The following is an 18,523-nucleotide window of genomic DNA, read 5'->3' as shown; positions in this document are numbered from 1 at the left end:
GGAGGGCGACGCCCACGCGGAGGCACCCGGCGACGCGCCCGTCGCGGTCCCGGACCCCGTGGCGGTCCCGGACCCCGTGGCGGTCCCGGACCTCGTGGCGGTCCCGGACCCCGTCGCGGAGGAGCCCGCCGCGGAAGCGGTGCCGGACGCGGAGGACGTTCCCCGGCCCGCGGAGGCGCCCGAGGACCCGGCCCCGGAGGGGCCCCCGCCGCCCAGCGAGCACCCGGCCGCCTCGTACACGCTGCACGTCAACGGCGTCGACCGGCCCGTCACGGACGCCTGGATCGGTGAGTCCCTGCTCTACGTGCTGCGCGAACGCCTCGGCCTCGCCGGCGCCAAGGACGGCTGCTCGCAGGGCGAGTGCGGGGCGTGCAACGTCCAGGTGGACGGCCGGCTCGTCGCCTCCTGCCTGGTCCCCGCCGCCACGACCGCGGGCAGCGAGGTCCGCACGGTCGAGGGCCTGGCCGTCGACGGGGAACCGTCCGACGTGCAGCGGGCGCTGGCCGACTGCGGCGCCGTCCAGTGCGGCTTCTGCATCCCCGGCATGGCGATGACCGTGCACGACCTCCTGGAGGGCAACCACCGCCCCAGCGAGCTGGAGACCCGGCGGGCGCTGTGCGGCAACCTCTGCCGCTGCTCCGGCTACCGGGGCGTCCTGGACGCGGTCAACGAGGTCATCGCGGCCCGCGACGCCGCCGAGGAGGCCGCGGCCGAGGAGCCGGAGGAGTCCCGCATCCCGCACCAGGCGGCGCCGGGCGCCGGTAGTGTGCAGGCCCACCAGCAGGACGGAGGCATGGCGTGAGCAACGACGCGGCCGGCGCCACTCCCACGACGATCAGCATCCCGTCGCCGGCCGGCCCGGGCGGACCCGAGGCCGAGCCGCCGCGGTTCGGCATCGGCGCCTCGCTGCCGCCGGCCGACGCCCGCGCCAAGACCGAGGGCACCTTCCCGTACGCCGCCGACCTGTGGGCCGAGGGCCTGCTCTGGGCGGCCGTCCTGCGCTCCCCGCACGCGCACGCCCGCATCGTCTCCATCGACACCTCGGGCGCCGTCGAGATGCCCGGGGTGCGCGCGGTCGTCACCCACGAGGACGTCCCGGGCGAGGCCCTCTACGGCCGCAAGGTCGTGGACCGCCCCGTCTTCGCCTCCGACCTGGTCCGCCACCACGGCGAGCCGATCGCCGCCGTCGCCGCCGACCACCCCGACACCGCCCGGCTCGCCGCCGCCGCGATCGCCGTCGAGTACGAGGTGCTGGACCCGGTCACCGACCCGGAGAAGGCGTTCGAGGCCGAGCCCCTGCACCCCGACGGCAACCTCATCCGCCACATCCCGCTGCGCTACGGCGACCCGGAGGCGACAGGCGAGGTCGTCGTGGACGGGCTGTACCGCATCGGACGCCAGGACCCCGCCCCGATCGGCGCGGAGGCCGGGCTCGCCGTGCCCCGCCCGGACGGCGGCGTCGAGCTGTACACCGCGTCCACGGACCCGCACACCGACCGCGACCTGGCCGCCGCCTGCTTCGGCCTCGAACCGGAGCGGGTCAAGGTCGTCGTCACCGGCGTGCCCGGCGCGACCGGCGACCGCGAGGACCCCGCGTTCCAGCTGCCGCTGGGCCTGCTCGCCCTGCGCACGGGCTGCCCGGTCAAGCTGGCCGCCACCCGCGAGGAGTCCTTCCTCGGCCACGCCCACCGCCACCCGACCCTGCTGCGCTACCGCCACCACGCGGACGCTGAGGGCCGTCTGGTCAAGGTGGAGGCCCAGATCCTGCTGGACGCGGGCGCCTACGCGGACGCGTCCTCGGAGTCGCTGGCCGCCGCGGTCGCCTTCGCCTGCGGCCCGTACGTCGTCCCGCACGCCTTCATCGAGGGCTGGGCCGTCCGCACGAACAACCCGCCCTCCGGCCATGTCCGGGGCGAGGGCGCGATGCAGGTCTGCGCCGCCTACGAGGGCCAGATGGACAAGCTGGCCGCGAAGCTGGGGATCGACCCGGCCGAGCTGCGCATGCGCAACGTGCTGGCCACCGGGGACATCCTGCCGACCGGGCAGACCGTGACCTGCCCCGCGCCCGTCGCCGAGCTGCTCACCGCCGTCCGCGACCACCCGCTGCCCGCCCTGCCCAAGGACGCCCCGGAGGACGACTGGCTGCTGCCGGGCGGCCCCGAGGGCGCGGGCGAACCGGGCGCGGTGCGGCGCGGCGTCGGGTACGCGCTGGGCATGGTGCACATGCTGGGCGCGGAGGGCGCCGACGAGGTGTCCACGGCCACGGTCCGGGTCCACGACTCGGTCGCCACCGTCATCTGCGCGGCCGTCGAGACGGGCCAGGGCTTCTCCACGCTGGCCCGGCAGGTGGTCCAGGAGACCCTGGGCGTCGAGGAGGTGCACGTCGCCTCCGTCGACACCGACCAGCCCCCGGCCGGCGCGGCCACGCACGGCCGCCACACCTGGGTCTCCGCCGGAGCGGTCGAACGCGCCGCGAAGATGGTCCGCACCCAGCTCCTCCAGCCCCTGGCGCACCAGTTCGGGATGTCCACGGAGCTGCTCCAGATCGCGGACGGCAAGATCACCTCGTACGACGGGGTGCTCTCCACGACCGTGTCGGAGGCGCTGGACGGCAAGGAGCTGTGGGCCACCGCCCAGTGCCGCCCGCACCCCACCGAACCGCTGGACGAGTCCGGGCAGGGCGACGCCTTCGTGGGCATGGCCTTCTGCGCGGTCCGCGCGGTGGTGGACGTCGACGTCGAACTGGGCGCGGTCCGGGTGGTCGAGATGGCCGTCGCCCAGGACGTCGGCCGCGTCCTCAACCCGTCCCAGCTGGCGACCCGTATCGAGGCGGGCGTCACCCAGGGCATCGGCGCCGCCCTCACCGAGAACCTCCGCACCGCCCGCGGTCTGGTCCGTCACCCGGACCTCACCGGCTACGCCCTGCCGACCTCGCTGGACGCGCCGGAGATCCGCATCGTGAAGCTGGTCGAGGAGCGGGACGTGGTCGCCCCGTTCGGCGCGAAGCCCGCGTCGGCGGTCCCGGTCGTGACCTCCCCGGCCGCGGTGGCCGCCGCGGTCCGCGCGGCGACCGGCCGCCCGGTCAGCCGCCTCCCGATCCGCCCGCAGGCGGCGGTCGCGGCGCCGAAGGGCTGACCGCGGGGTCTTCCAGTACCTCCAACCCCCGGTGGGGTGCGGTGACGTGAGTATGCGTACTCACGTCACCGCACCCCACCGGGGGTTACTGTGTGGCGCACCTGCGACCGAGGGGGGAAGCATGGCCACGCCGATCACCGGCGGCACGCAAGGACTCTGGATCGACCCAGACCAGGTGGGAAAGGCGGCCGCCGCCGCCGACAAGGTCGCCGAGGACATACCCGGCGACGTCAAGAGCCTGTTCGCATCGACGGACGTGGCGGTGGCGGGGCTGGCGGGCTTCGAGTCCGCCCCCGCGCTCGACGAGTGCCTGGAGGCGTGGACGAAGGCGTTGCGCGCGCTGGCGGGCCTGGTGGGGGGAGCCGGGGACGCGGTCCGCGACTCGAACAACGGCTTCGCGGACGACGACCGGCAGCGACGGAACGCGTTCCTCGGTCCTTATGCGCCGGGCGCCGCGCCGCCGGACATGTACTACACGCCGCACACCCCGGACCTCACCACGCCGCCGTCGGCGAACGGGGGGCGCTGAGATGCGGCTTCCGGAACTCCGTGACGCGGAGCCCCTGCTGATGACCGGTGCGGGCGACTCCTGGGCCGCGCTGGCGGACAAGATCACCACGCGGGCCGGCGAGTTCGGCGCGTATCTCCACCGCCCCCTCGTGCAGGAGCAGGTGTGGGGCGGGCTCACCGCCGAGACCGCCGCCGAACGGCTCGGCCGGATCCGGTGGTACATGAACATCGCCACGACGGAGCTCGACAGCGTGTCCACGGTGCTGCGGGCCTGCGGCGAGGAACTGCTGAACCAGCAGGACCTGCTGAAGGCCGCGCTCGCGGACGCGTCGGGCGCCGGCTACAAGGTCGCCGACGACGGCACGGTCACGGCCCCGACCGTCGACACCGCCCACATGGCACCGGGCGACGTCGGCATGATGCACCGCGACCAGGCGGCCCGGGCCCAGGAGTACGCCGACCGGATCGCCGAGGCCTGGCGCGGTGCGCAGGCGGCGGACAAGGAGTACGCGGCGAAGATCAAGCTCTTCACGGACGCGGCCAACCGGTGCGCCAAGGGCGACTGGTCCCACCTCGCGATCGAGCTGGCGACGGTCGGCAGCATCGAGAACGAGCTGCTGACGCACCTCGGCATGCCGGACGCCAAGGCCCCGGCCGACGCCGTCCATTCCTGGTGGACCTCGCTCTCGCCGACGCTCCGCGGCGAGCTGATCGAGGACTACCCGCAGCTGCTGGGCAACCGCGACGGCATCCCGGCGATCGACCGGGACCGGGCCAACCGCTTGTACCTGCCGACGCTGCTGGACAGCTTGGAGACCGACTACGCGGGGTCCTCGGGGGACGAGGCGGCTGCACTGAAGGACAAGATCGAGGGAGTGAGGGGGATCCAGGAGCGGCTGGAGCGGGAACGCAAGCCCTATCCGTTCCTCCTCGGTCTCAGCGCGGAGGGCAACGGCCGCGCGATCGTGTCGTATGGCAACCCGGACACGTCGAAGAACGTGTCCGCGTATGTGCCGGGGCTGAACACGAAGCTGAGTGAACACTTCGCCTCGTCGGACTTGGATCGTGCTTTGAACGTGGCGAAGGTGGTGCAGAAGAACTATCCGACCGCCTCCACCGCCTCCATCGTCTGGCTCGGCTACGACGCGCCCCAGCTGGACGGTGTCGCGTGGTCGTCCACCGAGGTGGCTCTCGAAGGTGACGCCAAGACCGGCGCTCCCGCTTACAACGGCTTCCTGAACGGCATTCGTGCCACGAATGAATCCGGATCCCCTCATGTGACGGCCATCGGCCACTCGTACGGGTCTCTCACCGTGGGCCAGGCCACCCAATTGCCCGGCGGCATTCCGGCTGACGACGTGATCCTGGTGGGCAGTCCGGGCGCCGGTGTCGACCGGGCCGCAGACCTGGGTGTGGGCGCCGACCACGTCTACGTCGGCGCGGCGGAGAACGACCAAGTGACGTATCTTCCGGGGCTGTTTCAACAGCCGGAGCATGGAGACGAAAAGATGAACTGGTTCGGCACCGACCCTGCCGACAGCCGATTCGGAGGACACCACTTCAGCGTCGCCCCCGGGAGAGATACCGGAGTCTGGGGGCTCGTGAACGGAGATACCCCCGCGCACTCGATCTATTTCGATCCGAGGGACGGAGGTGGCTCTCTGTACAACATCGCAAGCGTCGTAGCTGGTCACGGTGAGGCGATCAGAACTGCGGCCCCGAGGTGATGAGTATGAGTAGTCCGGTGCGGCTGCTGGGGTGTGTGCTTCTGGCTGCGTTTCTTACAGCTTGTCAAGCCGGGAAGGATCAGGGAAAGCCCAAAATGGACATGCAGCAGGCGGGTCAGCGTGCAGAGGAAATCCTCGATGCCACGATGGCGGCGATCCAGCCGCCGGTGAAATGGGTACGCGGGGCGACGATGGAATCGACGTGCAGTACGGGCCTCAACGAGCCGACCGGGACGACGACCGTCATGCGCGGAAGAAACATCCTCACCGTTATATCCAAACACCGGCGCGGCGAATTGCTGGCGATGATCCAGCAGTACTGGGAGAGGCAAGGGTTCCGGGACTTCGACGTGCACCACGACGAGAAGATGCCGCAAATCCGAGCCACAGCTGCTGACGGACTCACGGTGCTTCTGAATGTCGGGAATATTGGCAATGTCTACATCGACGCCGGGTACGGATGCGCGCGGGACTCCGAGATGACCTACCCGAAGGGAACGCCCGGTCAGCCCGGGGGGCCGGAAGAGCCGGAGCGGATTCCTCGCGAACACTCGTCCTACTGGTCCGCCACCGGCTCATGAAGGGACCGGTGCGGCTGCTCGGGTGTGTGCTCCTGGCCACGGTGCTCACCGCTTGTCAGGGCGGCAAGGAAAGGGAAGAACCCAAGATGGACATGCAGCAGGCGGGGGAACGCGCCGAGGAGATCCTGGATGGCACGATGGGGGCGATTCAGCCGTCAGTGGAATGGGCCCGAGGCCTCACGGGGGAAACGGCGTGCGACGCAGGTTTCAGTGAGCCGACCGGCACGACGAGCATCACCCGGAGCAGGAACGTGCTCACTGTGGTTTCCCGGCAGCGGCGCGGAGAGCTGTTCGAAATGATCCAGCGGTACTGGGAGCGGCAGGGATTCCAGGACTTCGACGTCGACTCCGCCGAGGACATGCCGCGGACCCGTGCCAAGTCCCCCGACGGGCTTGTCGTCATCCTCTCCGCCGGCGATATCGGCAACGTCTCCGTTACCGCGGGCTTCGCTTGCGCGAAGGACTCGCCGATGACCTATCCGAAGGGGACACCGAGTCGCCCCGGAGGGCCGACCAAGTCGGAGCGGATCCCCCACGAACACTCGTCCTACTGGTCCGCCACCGGCTCATGAAGGGACCGGTGCGGCTGCTCGGGTGTGTGCTCCTGGCCATGGCGCTCACCGCTTGTCAGGGCGGCAAGGAACAGGAAGAACCCAAGATGGACATGCAGCAGGCTGGGCAGCGCGCCGAAGAACTCCTGGATGACACGGTGGAGGCAATCCAGCCGCCGGTGAAATGGGTGCGAGGGGTGGCGATGGAGTCGCCGTGCAGCACCAACCTCAATGAGCCGACCGGAACGACGACGGTCGTGCGCAGCAGGAACATTCTCACCGTGGTCTCCGAGCGGCGGCGTGACGAATTGCTGAAGAGGGTGCAACGGCACTGGGAAAAGCGAGGAGCCAAGGACTTCGACGTCCACTCAGACGAGAAGATGCCACGGATCCGGGCCACGACTTCCGACGGACTGACCGTGACACTTTACGTCGGCTATGTCGGCAATGTGTATATCCGTGCCGCATTCGGGTGCGCGCAAGACTCCGCGATGACCTACCCGAAGGGAACGCCCGGTCAGCCCGGGGGTCCGGAAGAACCGGAGCGGATTCCTCGCGAACACTCGTCCTACTGGTCCGCCACCAGCGCGTCGCACTGATCCGGAACGCCGAACCGCCCGCCCCTCGGACCGAGGGGCGGGCGGTTCGTTCGTGGAGACCGTGACCGGATTCGAACCGGTGTAACTCGAGTTGCAGTCGAGCCCCTGAGCCTCTCGGGCACACGGTCCTGCGTGGTGTCGCTGAACCGACCGTAGGCCGGGCCGTGCGGAGTGCTCAAGGGTTCCGGTGACCGTGCAACGCGACTGCCACACGCCGTTCACGTTCGCCGCGGCGGGCCTAGGTCCAACGGCCGAGGGCAGGGCCGACCACCGACAGGGTTCATCAGGCGTTTCGCCCCTTACTCTTGGCTCATGACCGCCCTGGAACCGCGTGACGCCGATGTCCCGCGCCTCATCGAAGACGTCGACGCCCCCGCCCCGGAGGGGCCCGTGCTGCCGGAGGGCATTCTCGGGCGGACGTACCGGGCGCTCAGCATCGGCATCGTCTCCGTGGTGTTCCTGATCGCCTTCGAGGCCACCGCCGTGGGGACCGCGATGCCGGTCGCCGCGCGTGAGCTGCACGGCATCCCGCTGTACGCGTACGCGTTCTCGGCGTACTTCACCACCAGCCTCTTCGCCATGGTGCTGTCCGGGCAGTGGGCCGACCGGCGCGGCCCGCTCGCCCCGCTGGCCACCGGGATCAGCGCCTTCGCGGCGGGGCTCCTGCTGTCCGGGACCGCGGGCTCGATGTGGATGTTCATCGCGGGCCGCGCCGTCCAGGGGCTCGGCGGCGGACTGGTGATCGTCGCGCTGTACGTGGTGATCAGCCGCGCCTATCCGGAGCACCTGCGGCCGGCGATCCTGGCCGCGTTCGCCGCGAGCTGGGTGATCCCCTCGGTCGTCGGGCCGCTCGCCGCCGGAAGCGTCACCGAGCACCTGGGCTGGCGCTGGGTCTTCGTCGGCATCCCGGTCCTGATCGTCTTCCCCCTCGCGCTCGCGCTGCCCGAGATCCGGCGCATGGCGTCCGGCCCGGCGGACCCGGAGGCGCCGGTGGAGGCGTACGACCGCCGGCGCATCGCGCTCGCGCTGGGCATCTCGCTGGGCGCCGGGCTGCTCCAGTACGCCGGCCAGGAGCGGAACTGGCTCTCGCTGCTGCCGGCCGCCGCCGGGGCCGCGCTGCTCGTCCCCGCGATCCGGGGCCTGCTGCCCCACGGCACGTGGCGCGCGGCGCGCGGGCTGCCCGCGGTGGTGCTGCTGCGCGGGGTCGCGGCCGGGGCCTTCATCGCCGCCGAATCGTTCGTCCCGCTGATGCTGGTCACCCAGCGCGGCCTGTCCCCGACCCTGGCCGGCCTCTCCCTGGCGGCGGGCGGCGGCACCTGGGCGCTGGGCTCGTACCTGCAGTCCCGGCCCCGCCTGGAACCGCACCGCGAGCCCCTGATGGTCGGCGCCATGGTCCTGGTCGCCCTCTCCATCGCGGCGGCCCCGGCCGTGCTGATCACCTCCGTGCCGGTCTGGACCGTGGCGGTCGCCTGGGCCTTCGGCTGCCTCGGCATGGGGGTGGTGATCGCCTCCACCAGTGTGCTGCTGCTGAAGCTGTCCGCCCCGGAGGAGGCCGGTGCCAACTCGGCCGCCCTCCAGATCTCCGACGGCCTCTCCAACGTCCTCCTGCTGGCCGCGGGCGGCGCCGCCTTCGCGGCCCTCGGGGGCGGCACGATGGACGCCACGGATGCCGCCGCCACCGCCTCCCATCCCTCCGCCTTCGCGGTCGTCTTCTTCCCGATGGCGGTGGTGGCCCTGGCGGGCGCGTGGGTGGCGGGGCGGGTACGGGAGCGGTGAGCCGACGCCGTACGAGAGCCACCGTGTGAGAGCCGTCGCACTTACGTACGGGGCGGTGCGGTACACGACGAGGCGGGGCAGCCGCACCGGTAGGGTGGCCCGGTTGTCGTATCGCGTGCGGAGCCGGTCCGGCCCGCGCGGACAGCGCCCACGTACCCGAGAGACCCGAACCGGAGACCGTGACTACTACCGCCTCCCACCACCTCTCACCCGCCTTCCCCGGCCGCGCCCCCTGGGGCACGGCCGGAAAGCTGCGAGCCTGGCAGCAGGGCGCCATGGAGAAGTACATCCAGGAGCAGCCGCGCGACTTCCTCGCCGTCGCCACCCCCGGCGCCGGGAAGACCACCTTCGCGCTGACGCTCGCGTCCTGGCTGCTGCACCACCACGTCGTGCAGCAGGTCACCGTCGTCGCGCCCACCGAGCACCTGAAGAAGCAGTGGGCCGAGGCGGCCGCCCGGATAGGGATCAAGCTGGACCCCGACTACAGCGCCGGTCCGCTGAGCAAGGAGTACCACGGGGTCGCCGTCACCTACGCGGGTGTCGGCGTCCGCCCGATGCTGCACCGCAACCGGTGCGAGCAGCGCAAGACCCTGGTCATCCTCGACGAGATCCACCACGCCGGTGACTCCAAGTCCTGGGGCGAGGCGTGCCAGGAGGCGTTCGACCCCGCGACCCGGCGGCTCGCACTCACCGGGACGCCCTTCCGGTCGGACACCAACCCGATCCCGTTCGTCGTGTACGAGGAGGGCAACGACGGCATCCGGCGCTCCTCCGCCGACTACACCTACGGTTACGGCAACGCCCTGGCCGACGGCGTCGTGCGCCCCGTGATCTTCCTCAGCTACAGCGGCAACATGCGCTGGCGCACCAAGGCGGGCGACGAGATCGCGGCCCGGCTCGGCGAGCCGATGACCAAGGACGCCATCGGGCAGGCGTGGCGCACCGCCCTGTCGCCCACCGGCGACTGGATCCCCAACGTGCTGAGCGCAGCCGACAAGCGCCTCACCGAGGTCCGCAAGGGCATCCCGGACGCGGGCGGGCTCGTCATCGCCACGGACCAGGAGTCGGCACGCGCGTACGCCAAGATCCTGAAGAAGGTCACCGGCGAGTCGGCCACCGTCGTGCTCTCGGACGAGAAGGCCGCCTCGAAGAAGATCGACAAGTTCAGCGAGGACGACTCGCGCTGGATGGTCGCCGTCCGCATGGTGTCCGAGGGCGTCGACGTGCCGCGCCTGGCCGTCGGCGTGTACGCGACCACCATCTCGACCCCCCTCTTCTTCGCCCAGGCCGTCGGCCGCTTCGTGCGCTCCCGCAGGCGCGGCGAGACCGCCTCCGTCTTCGTCCCGACCATCCCGATGCTCCTCGACTTCGCCAACGAGATGGAGGTCGAGCGGGACCACGTCCTCGACAAGCCCAAGAAGGGCAGCGACGAGGAGAACCCGTTCGTCGAGGAGGACAAGCTCCTCGCCGACGCGGAGAGGCTGGAGGACGAGGAGACCGAGGAGCAACTGCCCTTCGAGGCCCTGGAGTCCGACGCGGTCTTCGACCGGGTGCTCTACGACGGCGCCGAGTTCGGCATGCAGGCGCACCCCGGCAGCGAGGAGGAGCAGGACTACCTCGGCATCCCCGGGCTCCTCGAACCCGACCAGGTCCAGCTGCTGCTCCAGAAGCGGCAGACCCGGCAGATCGCGCACAGCCGGCAGAAGCCCGCGTCCGAGGCCGACCTCCTGGAGAAGCCCGCCCAGGACCGCCCGGTCGTCACGCACAAGCAACTCCTCGGCCTGCGCAAGCAGTTGAACACCATGGTCTCCGCCTACACCCACCAGAGCGGCAAGCCGCACGGTGTCATCCACACCGAGCTGCGCCGGGTCTGCGGCGGGCCGCCGAGCGCGGAGGCCACCGCCGGGCAGATCGAGCAGCGGATCAAGAAGGTCCAGGAGTGGGCCACCCGCATGCGGTGACCCGCGCACGGCACGCAACAGGCCCCGGAACCCTCGCGACAGGGCTCCGGGGCCTTGTCGTGCGGCCCGCGGAACCCCGTCGAACAAGGAATCGGCCGAAAAAATTTTCACCGTGAGTTAACCGTGGTTCACACCCGGTCTACGGAGCGTCGCGGGAGAGTCGGCCGACCTGGACGCGCGTAGATGCGCGACGAACGGCCCGCGCGCCGCTGACCGGCACTTATGCTCGTACGGCGCAACCGGGTTTTTGAGGGAGACCGGATTCTGGACGAGGGCTTCCGCTGAGCGGACTCGCTCGCTACTGTCCAAAAAATGTGAACGCCCCGTGGCAACGCCGCCGCGGAGCGCAGCCGGTGCCTTGGCCAGGCCGGCGGCCTCTCCGTGCGTCGCCCCGGGACCGGTGGCGCACATCCCACGGGACAGCCGCGGCCGCTCACCACGGAGGAGAGGGCGTCGTGACCGCGGAGACCTCCCAGACGCTCGACAGAGGACTGCGTGTCCTCAAACTGCTCGCCGACACCGACCACGGCCTGACGGTCACCGAGTTGTCCAACAAACTCGGCGTCAACCGGACCGTGGTCTACCGTCTGCTCGCCACGCTGGAGCAACACGCTCTGATACGCCGCGACTTGGGCGGCCGGGCGCGAGTGGGTCTCGGCGTCCTGCGCCTGGGCCGCCAGGTCCACCCCCTCGTCCGAGAAGCGGCGCTTCCGGCGCTGCGCTCGCTGGCCGAGGACATCGGGGCCACCGCCCACCTCACCCTGGTCGACGGCTCCGACGCGCTGGCGGTCGCGGTGGTCGAACCGACCTGGACCGACTACCACGTGGCCTACCGGGCGGGCTTCCGCCACCCGCTGGACCGGGGCGCCGCCGGCCGGGCGATCCTCGCCGCCCGCCAGAAGCCGGTGGGCGAGACCGCCTACACCCTCACCCACGGCGAACTGGAGGCGGGCGCGAGCGGTGCGGCGGCGGCGCTCATGGGCGTGACGGGGGTGGAGGGCAGCGTCGGCGTCGTCATGCTGGCGGACTCGGTCCCGGAGCGGGTGGGGCCCCGGGTGGTGGACGCGGCCCGGGAAGTCGCCGACGCGTTGCGCTGAGAAACCCAGCCCGTCCGGCGTTCGAGGACGGAACCGGTTGGCCGGGGGCCGGCGCCCCCGGCGGCCCGGGGCGGCGGGCGGGCCGCACGTTAGATTGGACCGGTGTCCACACAGCGCCTCGCCCTAGCCGCCCTCCCCGTCGTCGCCCTCCTCGGCACAGCCGCCTTCGCGCCGCTACCGTTCACGCTGGCGCAGCCCGGGACGACGGCGGACGTGCTCGGGGACGACCACGGCACCCCGGTGATCAGCATCGAGGGCGCGCCCACCCGGCCCACCAAGGGCCAGCTGCGGATGACGACGATCGTGGCGACGGGCCCGAAGGCGGACGTCGGCATCGGGGACGTCGTGGACAGCTGGTTCCGCACGGACCGGGCCGTGCTGCCCCGCGACTCCGTCTACCCGACCGGCGGCTCCGAGAAGGAGATCGAGAAGCACAACCTGGACGACATGGCGAAGTCCCAGGACGACGCCGTCGACGCCGCGCTGAACTACCTGGGCCGCAAGCCCGGCTCGGTGGACGTCACCCTGCACCTGGCGGACATCGGCGGCCCGAGCGCCGGACTGTTCTTCGCGCTCGGCATCGTGGACAAGCTGGACGGCGACGGCTCGGGCGGCGACCTGACCGGCGGCCGCACCGTCGCGGGCACGGGCACGATCGCCGCGGACGGCGAGGTCGGCGCCGTCGGCGGGGTCTCGCTCAAGACGCAGGCGGCCCGGCGGGACGGGGCGACCGTCTTCCTCGTACCGAAGGCGGAGTGCTCGGAGGCGAAGTCCGAGCTGCCGAAGGGGCTGCGGCTGATCCCGGTCACCACGCTGAAGAACGCGGTGAACTCGCTGCGGGCCCTGGACCACGGCGGCGAGATCCCCAGCTGCTGACCGGGGAGGGCGCCCGCCGGGGCTCAGCCCTCCTTGATGAACCCCTCCTCGATCAGCCAGTCCTTCGCCACGTCGTGCGGGTCCTGGCCCTCGACGTCCACCCTGGCGTTCAGGTCCTGGGCGACCTCCGTGTTCAGCCGCTTGCTGAGCGGGTCCAGCAAGCCCGCGATCTCCGGGTACTTCTCCAGCGTCGGGGTGTGCACCACGGGCGCCGCGTTGTAGTTGGGGAAGAAGTGCTTGTTGTCCTCCAGCACCTCCAGGTTCATCGCCTTGATGCGGCCGTCCGTGGTGAAGACCTCGCCGAGCAGGCAGGAATGGGACTTGGAGACCTGGGTGTAGATGATGCCCGCGTCCATCTTCTTGATGTTGGACGCCGGCAGGGACATCCCGTACGCCTTCTCCATGCCGGGCAGCCCGTCGTCGCGCGAGGCGAACTCGTTCTCGACGCACACCGTCACCGCCGACGGGTTCTTCTTCGCCAGGGCGGCGACGTCGGAGAGCGTCTTCAGGTGGTACTTGGCGTTGTTCTCGGCGCTGATGGCGAGCGCGTACGTGTTGTTGAGGGTGGACGGCCGCAGCCAGGTCACCCCGTTCTTCAGGTCCGCGTCGCGCACCGCCTTCCACTGCTCGATCGGGTCGGTGATCGGCTTCGCGTGCCCGAGGTACGTGATCCAGCCGGTGCCCGTGTACTCGTACTCGGCGTCCGCGTCGCCCTGGATGACCGCCTCGCGGGCGCTGATCGAGCTCGGCAGGTTCGTCCGGTCCAGGACCTCCGCCCCGGCCGCCTTGAAGATCAGCCCGATCATCTGGCCCAGGATGATGTTCTCGCTGAAGTTCTTCGAGGTGACGGTCAGCGACGCGCCGTCCAGCGGCTGCCCCTGCCCCACCGACCCGGGCACCACGTCGTCCACCATCGGCGACCCGCTCTTCAGCCCGCACCCGGCCAGCACCAGGGACAGCGCGGCCCCCGCCGCGAGAGCCCCGCGCATCCGCGCCCTCATCGCCCCACCTCCAGGCCGCGCGGGGTCAGCGCCACCTCGGCCAGCGAGGCCAGCCAGTCCACCAGGAGCGCCAGCACCACCGTGAGGACCGAGCCGAGCACCAGGACCGGCATGCGCTGGGTCTGGATGCCCGAGGTGATCAGGTCGCCCAGCCCGCCGCCGCCCCCGAAGGTCGCCAGGGTCGCCGTGCCGACGTTCAGGACGAGCGCGGTCCGCACCCCCGCCAGGATCAGCGGGACGGCGAGGGGGAGTTCGACCTTGGTCAGGGTGCCCATGGCCGACATGCCGATGCCGCGCGCGGCCTCCACCATGTTCGGCTCGATCGCCTTGAGACCGGCGACCGTGTTGGACAGCACCGGCAGCACCGCGTAGATCACCATGCCGGTGATGGCGGTGGACGGGCCGATGCCGAGCCAGATCACCAGCAGCGCCAGCAGACCGATCGCCGGGGTCGCCTGCCCGATGTTGGCGATCGCCGTCACCACGGGAGCCGCCCTGGTCAGGCCCCGCCGGGTCAGCGCGATGCCCAGCGGAATGGCGATGATCAGCACCCAGAACGTGGAGATCGCGGTCAGCCGCACATGCTGCCACCAGCGCACCTCGACCGTGTCCCCGGCGATCGAGTTCTCCGCGACCGAGTCCAGGTGCACGTTCTCGATCCAGACGTACGTGAGGACCAGTACGACCGCGAGGACCGCCGGGAGCACCACCAGCTTGCGCCAGGTGATCCGGCGCGCCGGTTTCGCCGGCTGCGGGACGGGCTCGGCCTCCTCCTCGTCGCGGAAGGCGTGCCCCTGCACGTCGTGCTCGCCCGGCGGCCGTTCGCGGCCCGGTGCGCGGGAGGAGCCGGACGGGGAGTCGGGGGTCATGCGCCCGCACCGCCCTCCAGCTCCTCGGCGGTCTGGTGGACCCGCAGCTCCTCCAGGTCGTGCTGGTGCTCGATGGCGGCGAGCCGGTCCGCCTCCAGGAGTTCGTGCACCGAGTTCATCAGGGTGTGCATGTCCACGACCCCGGTGAACTCGCCGCGCCGGCCGGTCACCGCGACCCGCCCGCCGCTGTCGGTGAGGACCGCCTCCAGCGCGTCGTGCAGGGTCGCGTCCCGGGTCACCGTGTCGTGGACCAGCTGCCCGGCGCGCGCCAGGGAGCCCCGGGCCCGCATCAGGTCACCGCGCCGCAGCCACTTGTAGGGGCGGCCCCGGCGGTCCAGCATCAGCAGCTCGTTGTGCGAACCGCTGCGCAGCTTGTTGAAGATCGACTGGAGCGGATCGTCCACGGTCACGGTCGGGAAGTCGGCGATCTCCACCTCCCGCACCCGGGTCAGGTTGAGCCGCTTCAGCGCCGCGCCCGCGCCGACGAAGCCGGAGACGAAGTCGTCCGTCGGGTTGGTGAGGATGGCCTCCGGGGTGTCGAACTGCGCGATGTGCGAGCGCTCGCGCAGCACCGCGATCCGGTCGCCCAGCTTGATCGCCTCGTCGAAGTCGTGGGTGACGAAGACGATCGTCTTGTGCAGCTCGTGCTGGAGCCGGATCAGCTCGTCCTGGAGGTGGTCGCGGGTGATCGGGTCGACCGCGCCGAACGGCTCGTCCATCAGCAGGACCGGCGGGTCCGCGGCCAGCGCCCGGGCCACGCCCACGCGTTGCTGCTGCCCTCCGGAGAGGGCGCGCGGATAGCGGCCGTGGAACTCGCGCGGATCGAGCCCGACCAGGTCCAGCATCTCCTCGACCCGGTCCTTCACCCGGGACTTGGACCAGCCCACCATCTTCGGCACCAGGGCGATGTTCTCGGCGACCGTCATGTGCGGGAAGAGCCCGGACGACTGGATGGCGTACCCGATCTTCCGGCGCAGCTTCACCGGGTCCATGTCGGTGACGTCATCGTCGTCGATCCGGATCCGGCCCGAGGTGGGCTCGATCAGCCGGTTGATCATCTTCAGCGTGGTGGACTTCCCGCAACCGGACGGGCCCACGAAGATCACGGTCTCGCCGGCCTTGATCTCCATGGAGACGTTCTCCACGGCAGGGTTCGGGTTGCCCGGGTACCGCTTGGACAGGTTCTCCAGCTGGATGGCGGCGCCGGAGGTGGCCATCGGCTCCGGCACGGTCTCGGTCGCGGTCTCAGACACGGATCCCCCTGGGGATGGTGAGCCGGCCCAGCAGGACGTACGCGGCGTCGAAGAGCAGGGCGAGGATGACGATGCCGAGCGTGCCCGCGAGCACCTGGTTGATCGCGTTGGCGCTGCCCAGTGAGGCGATGCCCCGGAAGATCTCGTTGCCGAGGCCGGGCCCGGAGGCGTACGCGGCGATGGCGGCGATCCCCATCAGCATCTGCGTGGAGACCCGGATACCGGTCAGGATCGGCGGCCAGGCCAGCGGCAGCTCCACCTTGAACAGCCGCGCGGTCCGCGACATCCCGATGCCCTTCGCCGCGTCCACCAGGGCCGGGTCGACGCCGCGCAGGCCCACGATCGCGTTGCGGACGACGGGGAGCAGCCCGTACAGCGTCAGCGTGATCACCGTGGGCGCGACGCCCAGGCCGACCAGCGGGATGAGCAGACCGATGGCGGCCAGGGACGGGATGGTGAGCACGGTCGCCGTCGAGGTGATCGCCACCGAGGAGCCCCAGCCGCTGCGGTAGCTGACGACGCCGATCAGGACACCGAGCACGGTGGCGATGACCATGCACTGGAAGACCGCGCTGACGTGCTGGAAGGCGTCGGTGAGCAACTGCTGATGACGGTTGGTCACGTACTCCCAGAAGTTCACCCGTCCTCCTCGGCTCAGTCCGTGTCCCGCGCCGCCTGTTCCACGAGCGGGATGACGCGCAGCGGTACGGCGTTCTCCATGACGATGGCCGTCGAGGCCCGGACGATGCCATCAAATCCGACAACCCGGTCGATCACCCGCTGGAGATCCGCGTTGGACCGGGCCACGAGCCGGCACAGCATGTCCCCGTGCCCGGTGGTGGTGTGCAGTTCGAGGACCTCGGGTACGCCGCTCAAGTGCGCGCGGACGTCGGCTCCTTGGCCCTGTTTGATCTCCAGCGTCGCGAACGCGGTGACCGGATAGCCGAGGGCCGCCGGATCGACGTCCGGGCCGAATCCCCGGATGACGCCATTGGACTGAAGGCGGTCCATGCGCGCCTGCACCGTCCCGCGTGCCACACCCAGCCTGCGCGACGCCTCCAGGACGCCGATCCTGGGTTCACGCGCGAGCAGCACGATGAGCCGCCCGTCCAGTCGGTCGATCGCCATGCCCCGGCCTCCGTCGGTGTGATGGGCACCATGTACAGATAGTCCGGCCATCATGGCGATGCGCTGTACAGGTTGACCAGTGAATACGGGAACTGTTGCGCACCTTGCGGAGTGGCGGGAACCTCTGGGCATGACAGAGACGATGCACAGCGCCCCCCAGACGTCCCGGCAGGCCGACCCCTTCCCCGTCAAGGGGATGGACGCCGTCGTCTTCGCCGTGGGCAACGCCAAGCAGGCCGCGCACTACTACTCGACCGCCTTCGGTATGAAGCTGGTGGCCTACTCCGGCCCCGAGACCGGCAGCCGTGAGACCGCCAGCTACGTGCTGACCAGCGGCTCCGCCCGCTTCGTCCTCACCTCCGTCGTGAAGGCGTCCACCGACTGGGGCCACTTCCTGGAGGACCACGTCACCGCGCACGGCGACGGCGTGATCGACCTCGCCATCGAGGTCCCGGACGCCCGCGCGGCGTACGCCTACGCCGTCGAGCACGGCGCCACCGGCATCGAGGAGCCGTACGAGACGAAGGACGAGCACGGCACCGTCGTGCGCGCCGCCATCGCCACGTACGGCAAGACCCGCCACACCCTGGTCGAGCGGACCGGCTACGACGGCCCGTACCTGCCCGGCTACGTCGCCGCCGACCCGATCGTCGAGCCGCCGGCCAAGCGCTTCTTCCAGGCCATCGACCACTGCGTCGGCAACGTCGAACTCGGCCGGATGAACGAGTGGGTCGCGTTCTACAACAAGGTCATGGGCTTCACGAACATGAAGGAGTTCGTGGGCGACGACATCGCCACCGAGTACTCCGCGCTCATGTCCAAGGTCGTCGCCGACGGCACGCTCAAGGTCAAGTTCCCGATCAACGAGCCGGCCGTCGCGAAGAAGAAGTCGCAGATCGACGAGTACCTGGAGTTCTACGGCGCCGCCGGTGTCCAGCACATGGCGCTCGCCACCAACGACATCGTCGCCTCGGTGAAGGCGATGCGCGCCGCCGGTGTGCAGTTCCTGGACACCCCGGACTCGTACTACGACACGCTCGGCGAGTGGGCCGGCGAGACCCGGGTGCCGGTCGAGACCCTGCGCGAGCTGAAGATCCTGGTGGACCGCGACGAGGACGGCTACCTGCTCCAGATCTTCACCAAGCCGGTCCAGGACCGGCCGACCGTCTTCTTCGAGATGATCGAGCGCCACGGCTCCATGGGCTTCGGCAAGGGCAACTTCAAGGCCCTGTTCGAGGCGATCGAGCGCGAGCAGGAGAAGCGCGGCAACCTCTGACGTGCGGGGCATGAGTGAGGGGCGGGCCGCTTTCCGGCCCGCCCCTCCTTCCGTACGCCGGCCCCGACGTCAGCGCAGGGCCGCCGCCGGTGCCGGTGCCGGTGACGGCTGTACGGCGGCCCGCGCGACGGCCGCCGCGGGCGCCGGACCATCGGGCTGCTGCTGCTGCGGTGCCGGGGCCTC

Annotated in this window: 17 protein-coding genes and 1 tRNA gene; 12 read left to right on the top strand and 6 right to left on the bottom strand. The window is 70.9% G+C overall.

Going from position 1 to position 18,523, the window contains the following annotated elements; genetic code table 11:
• The 7 genes from G3I41_RS31490 to G3I41_RS31460 form a co-directional block, all read left to right on the top strand.
• On the top strand, nucleotides 1–802 hold an 802-nt coding region (locus G3I41_RS31490; protein ID WP_239081932.1), incomplete at its 5' end, for a (2Fe-2S)-binding protein.
• Nucleotides 799–3,135: a xanthine dehydrogenase family protein gene (locus tag G3I41_RS31485; protein WP_164403939.1), complete on the top strand. Its 2,337-nt coding sequence runs from the start codon at nucleotides 799–801 to the stop codon at nucleotides 3,133–3,135. The genes G3I41_RS31490 and G3I41_RS31485, both read left to right, overlap by 4 nt.
• Nucleotides 3,136–3,256: 121 nt before the next feature.
• Nucleotides 3,257–3,664: a hypothetical protein gene (locus tag G3I41_RS31480; protein ID WP_164403938.1), complete on the top strand. Its 408-nt coding sequence runs from the start codon at nucleotides 3,257–3,259 to the stop codon at nucleotides 3,662–3,664.
• Nucleotide 3,665: 1 nt separating this feature from the next.
• A complete protein-coding gene (locus G3I41_RS31475; RefSeq protein WP_239081931.1) occupies nucleotides 3,666–5,372 on the top strand; it encodes an alpha/beta hydrolase in 1,707 nt (568 codons plus the stop codon).
• Nucleotides 5,373–5,467: 95 nt separating this feature from the next.
• Nucleotides 5,468–5,953, top strand: coding sequence for a hypothetical protein (locus G3I41_RS31470; protein WP_164403937.1), 486 nt, complete (start codon nucleotides 5,468–5,470; stop codon nucleotides 5,951–5,953).
• Entirely contained in the window at nucleotides 5,950–6,525 is a 576-nt protein-coding gene (locus tag G3I41_RS31465; protein ID WP_203601920.1) for a hypothetical protein, read from the top strand. Before G3I41_RS31470 ends, G3I41_RS31465 begins: the two co-directional genes overlap by 4 nt.
• A gap of 38 nt (nucleotides 6,526–6,563) precedes the next feature.
• Complete coding sequence (locus tag G3I41_RS31460; protein ID WP_239081930.1) at nucleotides 6,564–7,103, top strand: hypothetical protein; 540 nt, start codon at nucleotides 6,564–6,566, stop codon at nucleotides 7,101–7,103.
• A 53-nt stretch (nucleotides 7,104–7,156) separates the two neighbouring features.
• Here the strand turns inward: G3I41_RS31460 and G3I41_RS31455 are convergent.
• Nucleotides 7,157–7,231 (bottom strand) — tRNA-Cys (locus G3I41_RS31455).
• A gap of 184 nt (nucleotides 7,232–7,415) precedes the next feature.
• On the opposite strand from G3I41_RS31455, the gene G3I41_RS31450 reads away from it, so the two are divergent.
• The 4 genes from G3I41_RS31450 to G3I41_RS31435 all read left to right on the top strand — a co-directional run bounded on the left by G3I41_RS31450 (nucleotide 7,416) and on the right by G3I41_RS31435 (nucleotide 12,813).
• Nucleotides 7,416–8,879 (top strand): MFS transporter, encoded by a 1,464-nt coding sequence (locus tag G3I41_RS31450; protein WP_164403936.1) that lies wholly within the window; start codon nucleotides 7,416–7,418, stop codon nucleotides 8,877–8,879.
• 179 nt (nucleotides 8,880–9,058) lie between these two features.
• Complete coding sequence (locus tag G3I41_RS31445; protein WP_164403935.1) at nucleotides 9,059–10,840, top strand: DEAD/DEAH box helicase; 1,782 nt, start codon at nucleotides 9,059–9,061, stop codon at nucleotides 10,838–10,840.
• A 455-nt stretch (nucleotides 10,841–11,295) separates the two neighbouring features.
• Entirely contained in the window at nucleotides 11,296–11,937 is a 642-nt protein-coding gene (locus G3I41_RS31440; RefSeq protein WP_164403934.1) for a helix-turn-helix domain-containing protein, read from the top strand.
• Nucleotides 11,938–12,039: 102 nt separating this feature from the next.
• The gene (locus tag G3I41_RS31435) at nucleotides 12,040–12,813 is read left to right on the top strand and encodes a S16 family serine protease (protein WP_164403933.1); all 774 of its coding nucleotides are present in this window, start codon (nucleotides 12,040–12,042) and stop codon (nucleotides 12,811–12,813) included.
• Between the two features lie 23 nt (nucleotides 12,814–12,836).
• On the opposite strand, the gene G3I41_RS31430 is transcribed toward G3I41_RS31435, so the two are convergent.
• The 5 genes from G3I41_RS31430 to G3I41_RS31410 are packed head-to-tail and all read right to left on the bottom strand — an operon-like array spanning nucleotide 12,837 to nucleotide 17,064.
• Nucleotides 12,837–13,802 (bottom strand): glycine betaine ABC transporter substrate-binding protein, encoded by a 966-nt coding sequence (locus G3I41_RS31430; protein WP_164403932.1) that lies wholly within the window; start codon nucleotides 13,800–13,802, stop codon nucleotides 12,837–12,839.
• Between the two features lie 8 nt (nucleotides 13,803–13,810).
• A complete protein-coding gene (locus G3I41_RS31425; RefSeq protein ID WP_164403931.1) occupies nucleotides 13,811–14,683 on the bottom strand; it encodes an ABC transporter permease in 873 nt (290 codons plus the stop codon).
• Nucleotides 14,680–15,900 (bottom strand): betaine/proline/choline family ABC transporter ATP-binding protein, encoded by a 1,221-nt coding sequence (locus tag G3I41_RS31420; RefSeq protein WP_164403940.1) that lies wholly within the window; start codon nucleotides 15,898–15,900, stop codon nucleotides 14,680–14,682. The genes G3I41_RS31425 and G3I41_RS31420 overlap by 4 nt, the downstream gene beginning before the upstream one ends.
• A 28-nt stretch (nucleotides 15,901–15,928) precedes the next feature.
• The gene (locus tag G3I41_RS31415) at nucleotides 15,929–16,576 is read right to left on the bottom strand and encodes an ABC transporter permease (protein WP_164403930.1); all 648 of its coding nucleotides are present in this window, start codon (nucleotides 16,574–16,576) and stop codon (nucleotides 15,929–15,931) included.
• Nucleotides 16,577–16,590: 14 nt separating this feature from the next.
• A complete protein-coding gene (locus G3I41_RS31410) occupies nucleotides 16,591–17,064 on the bottom strand; it encodes an Lrp/AsnC family transcriptional regulator (protein WP_164403929.1) in 474 nt (157 codons plus the stop codon).
• Nucleotides 17,065–17,194: 130 nt separating this feature from the next.
• On the opposite strand from G3I41_RS31410, the gene hppD reads away from it, so the two are divergent.
• Nucleotides 17,195–18,340 (top strand): 4-hydroxyphenylpyruvate dioxygenase, encoded by a 1,146-nt coding sequence (hppD, locus tag G3I41_RS31405; protein ID WP_164403928.1) that lies wholly within the window; start codon nucleotides 17,195–17,197, stop codon nucleotides 18,338–18,340.
• Nucleotides 18,341–18,523 lie beyond the last annotated feature (183 nt).

The sequence above is a fragment of the Streptomyces sp. SID9727 genome, assembly GCF_010550605.1.
GTDB lineage: Bacteria > Actinomycetota > Actinomycetes > Streptomycetales > Streptomycetaceae > Streptomyces.
Note: the sequence above shows the minus strand (reverse complement) of the source record. Positions and strands in the feature narration are given on the sequence as shown.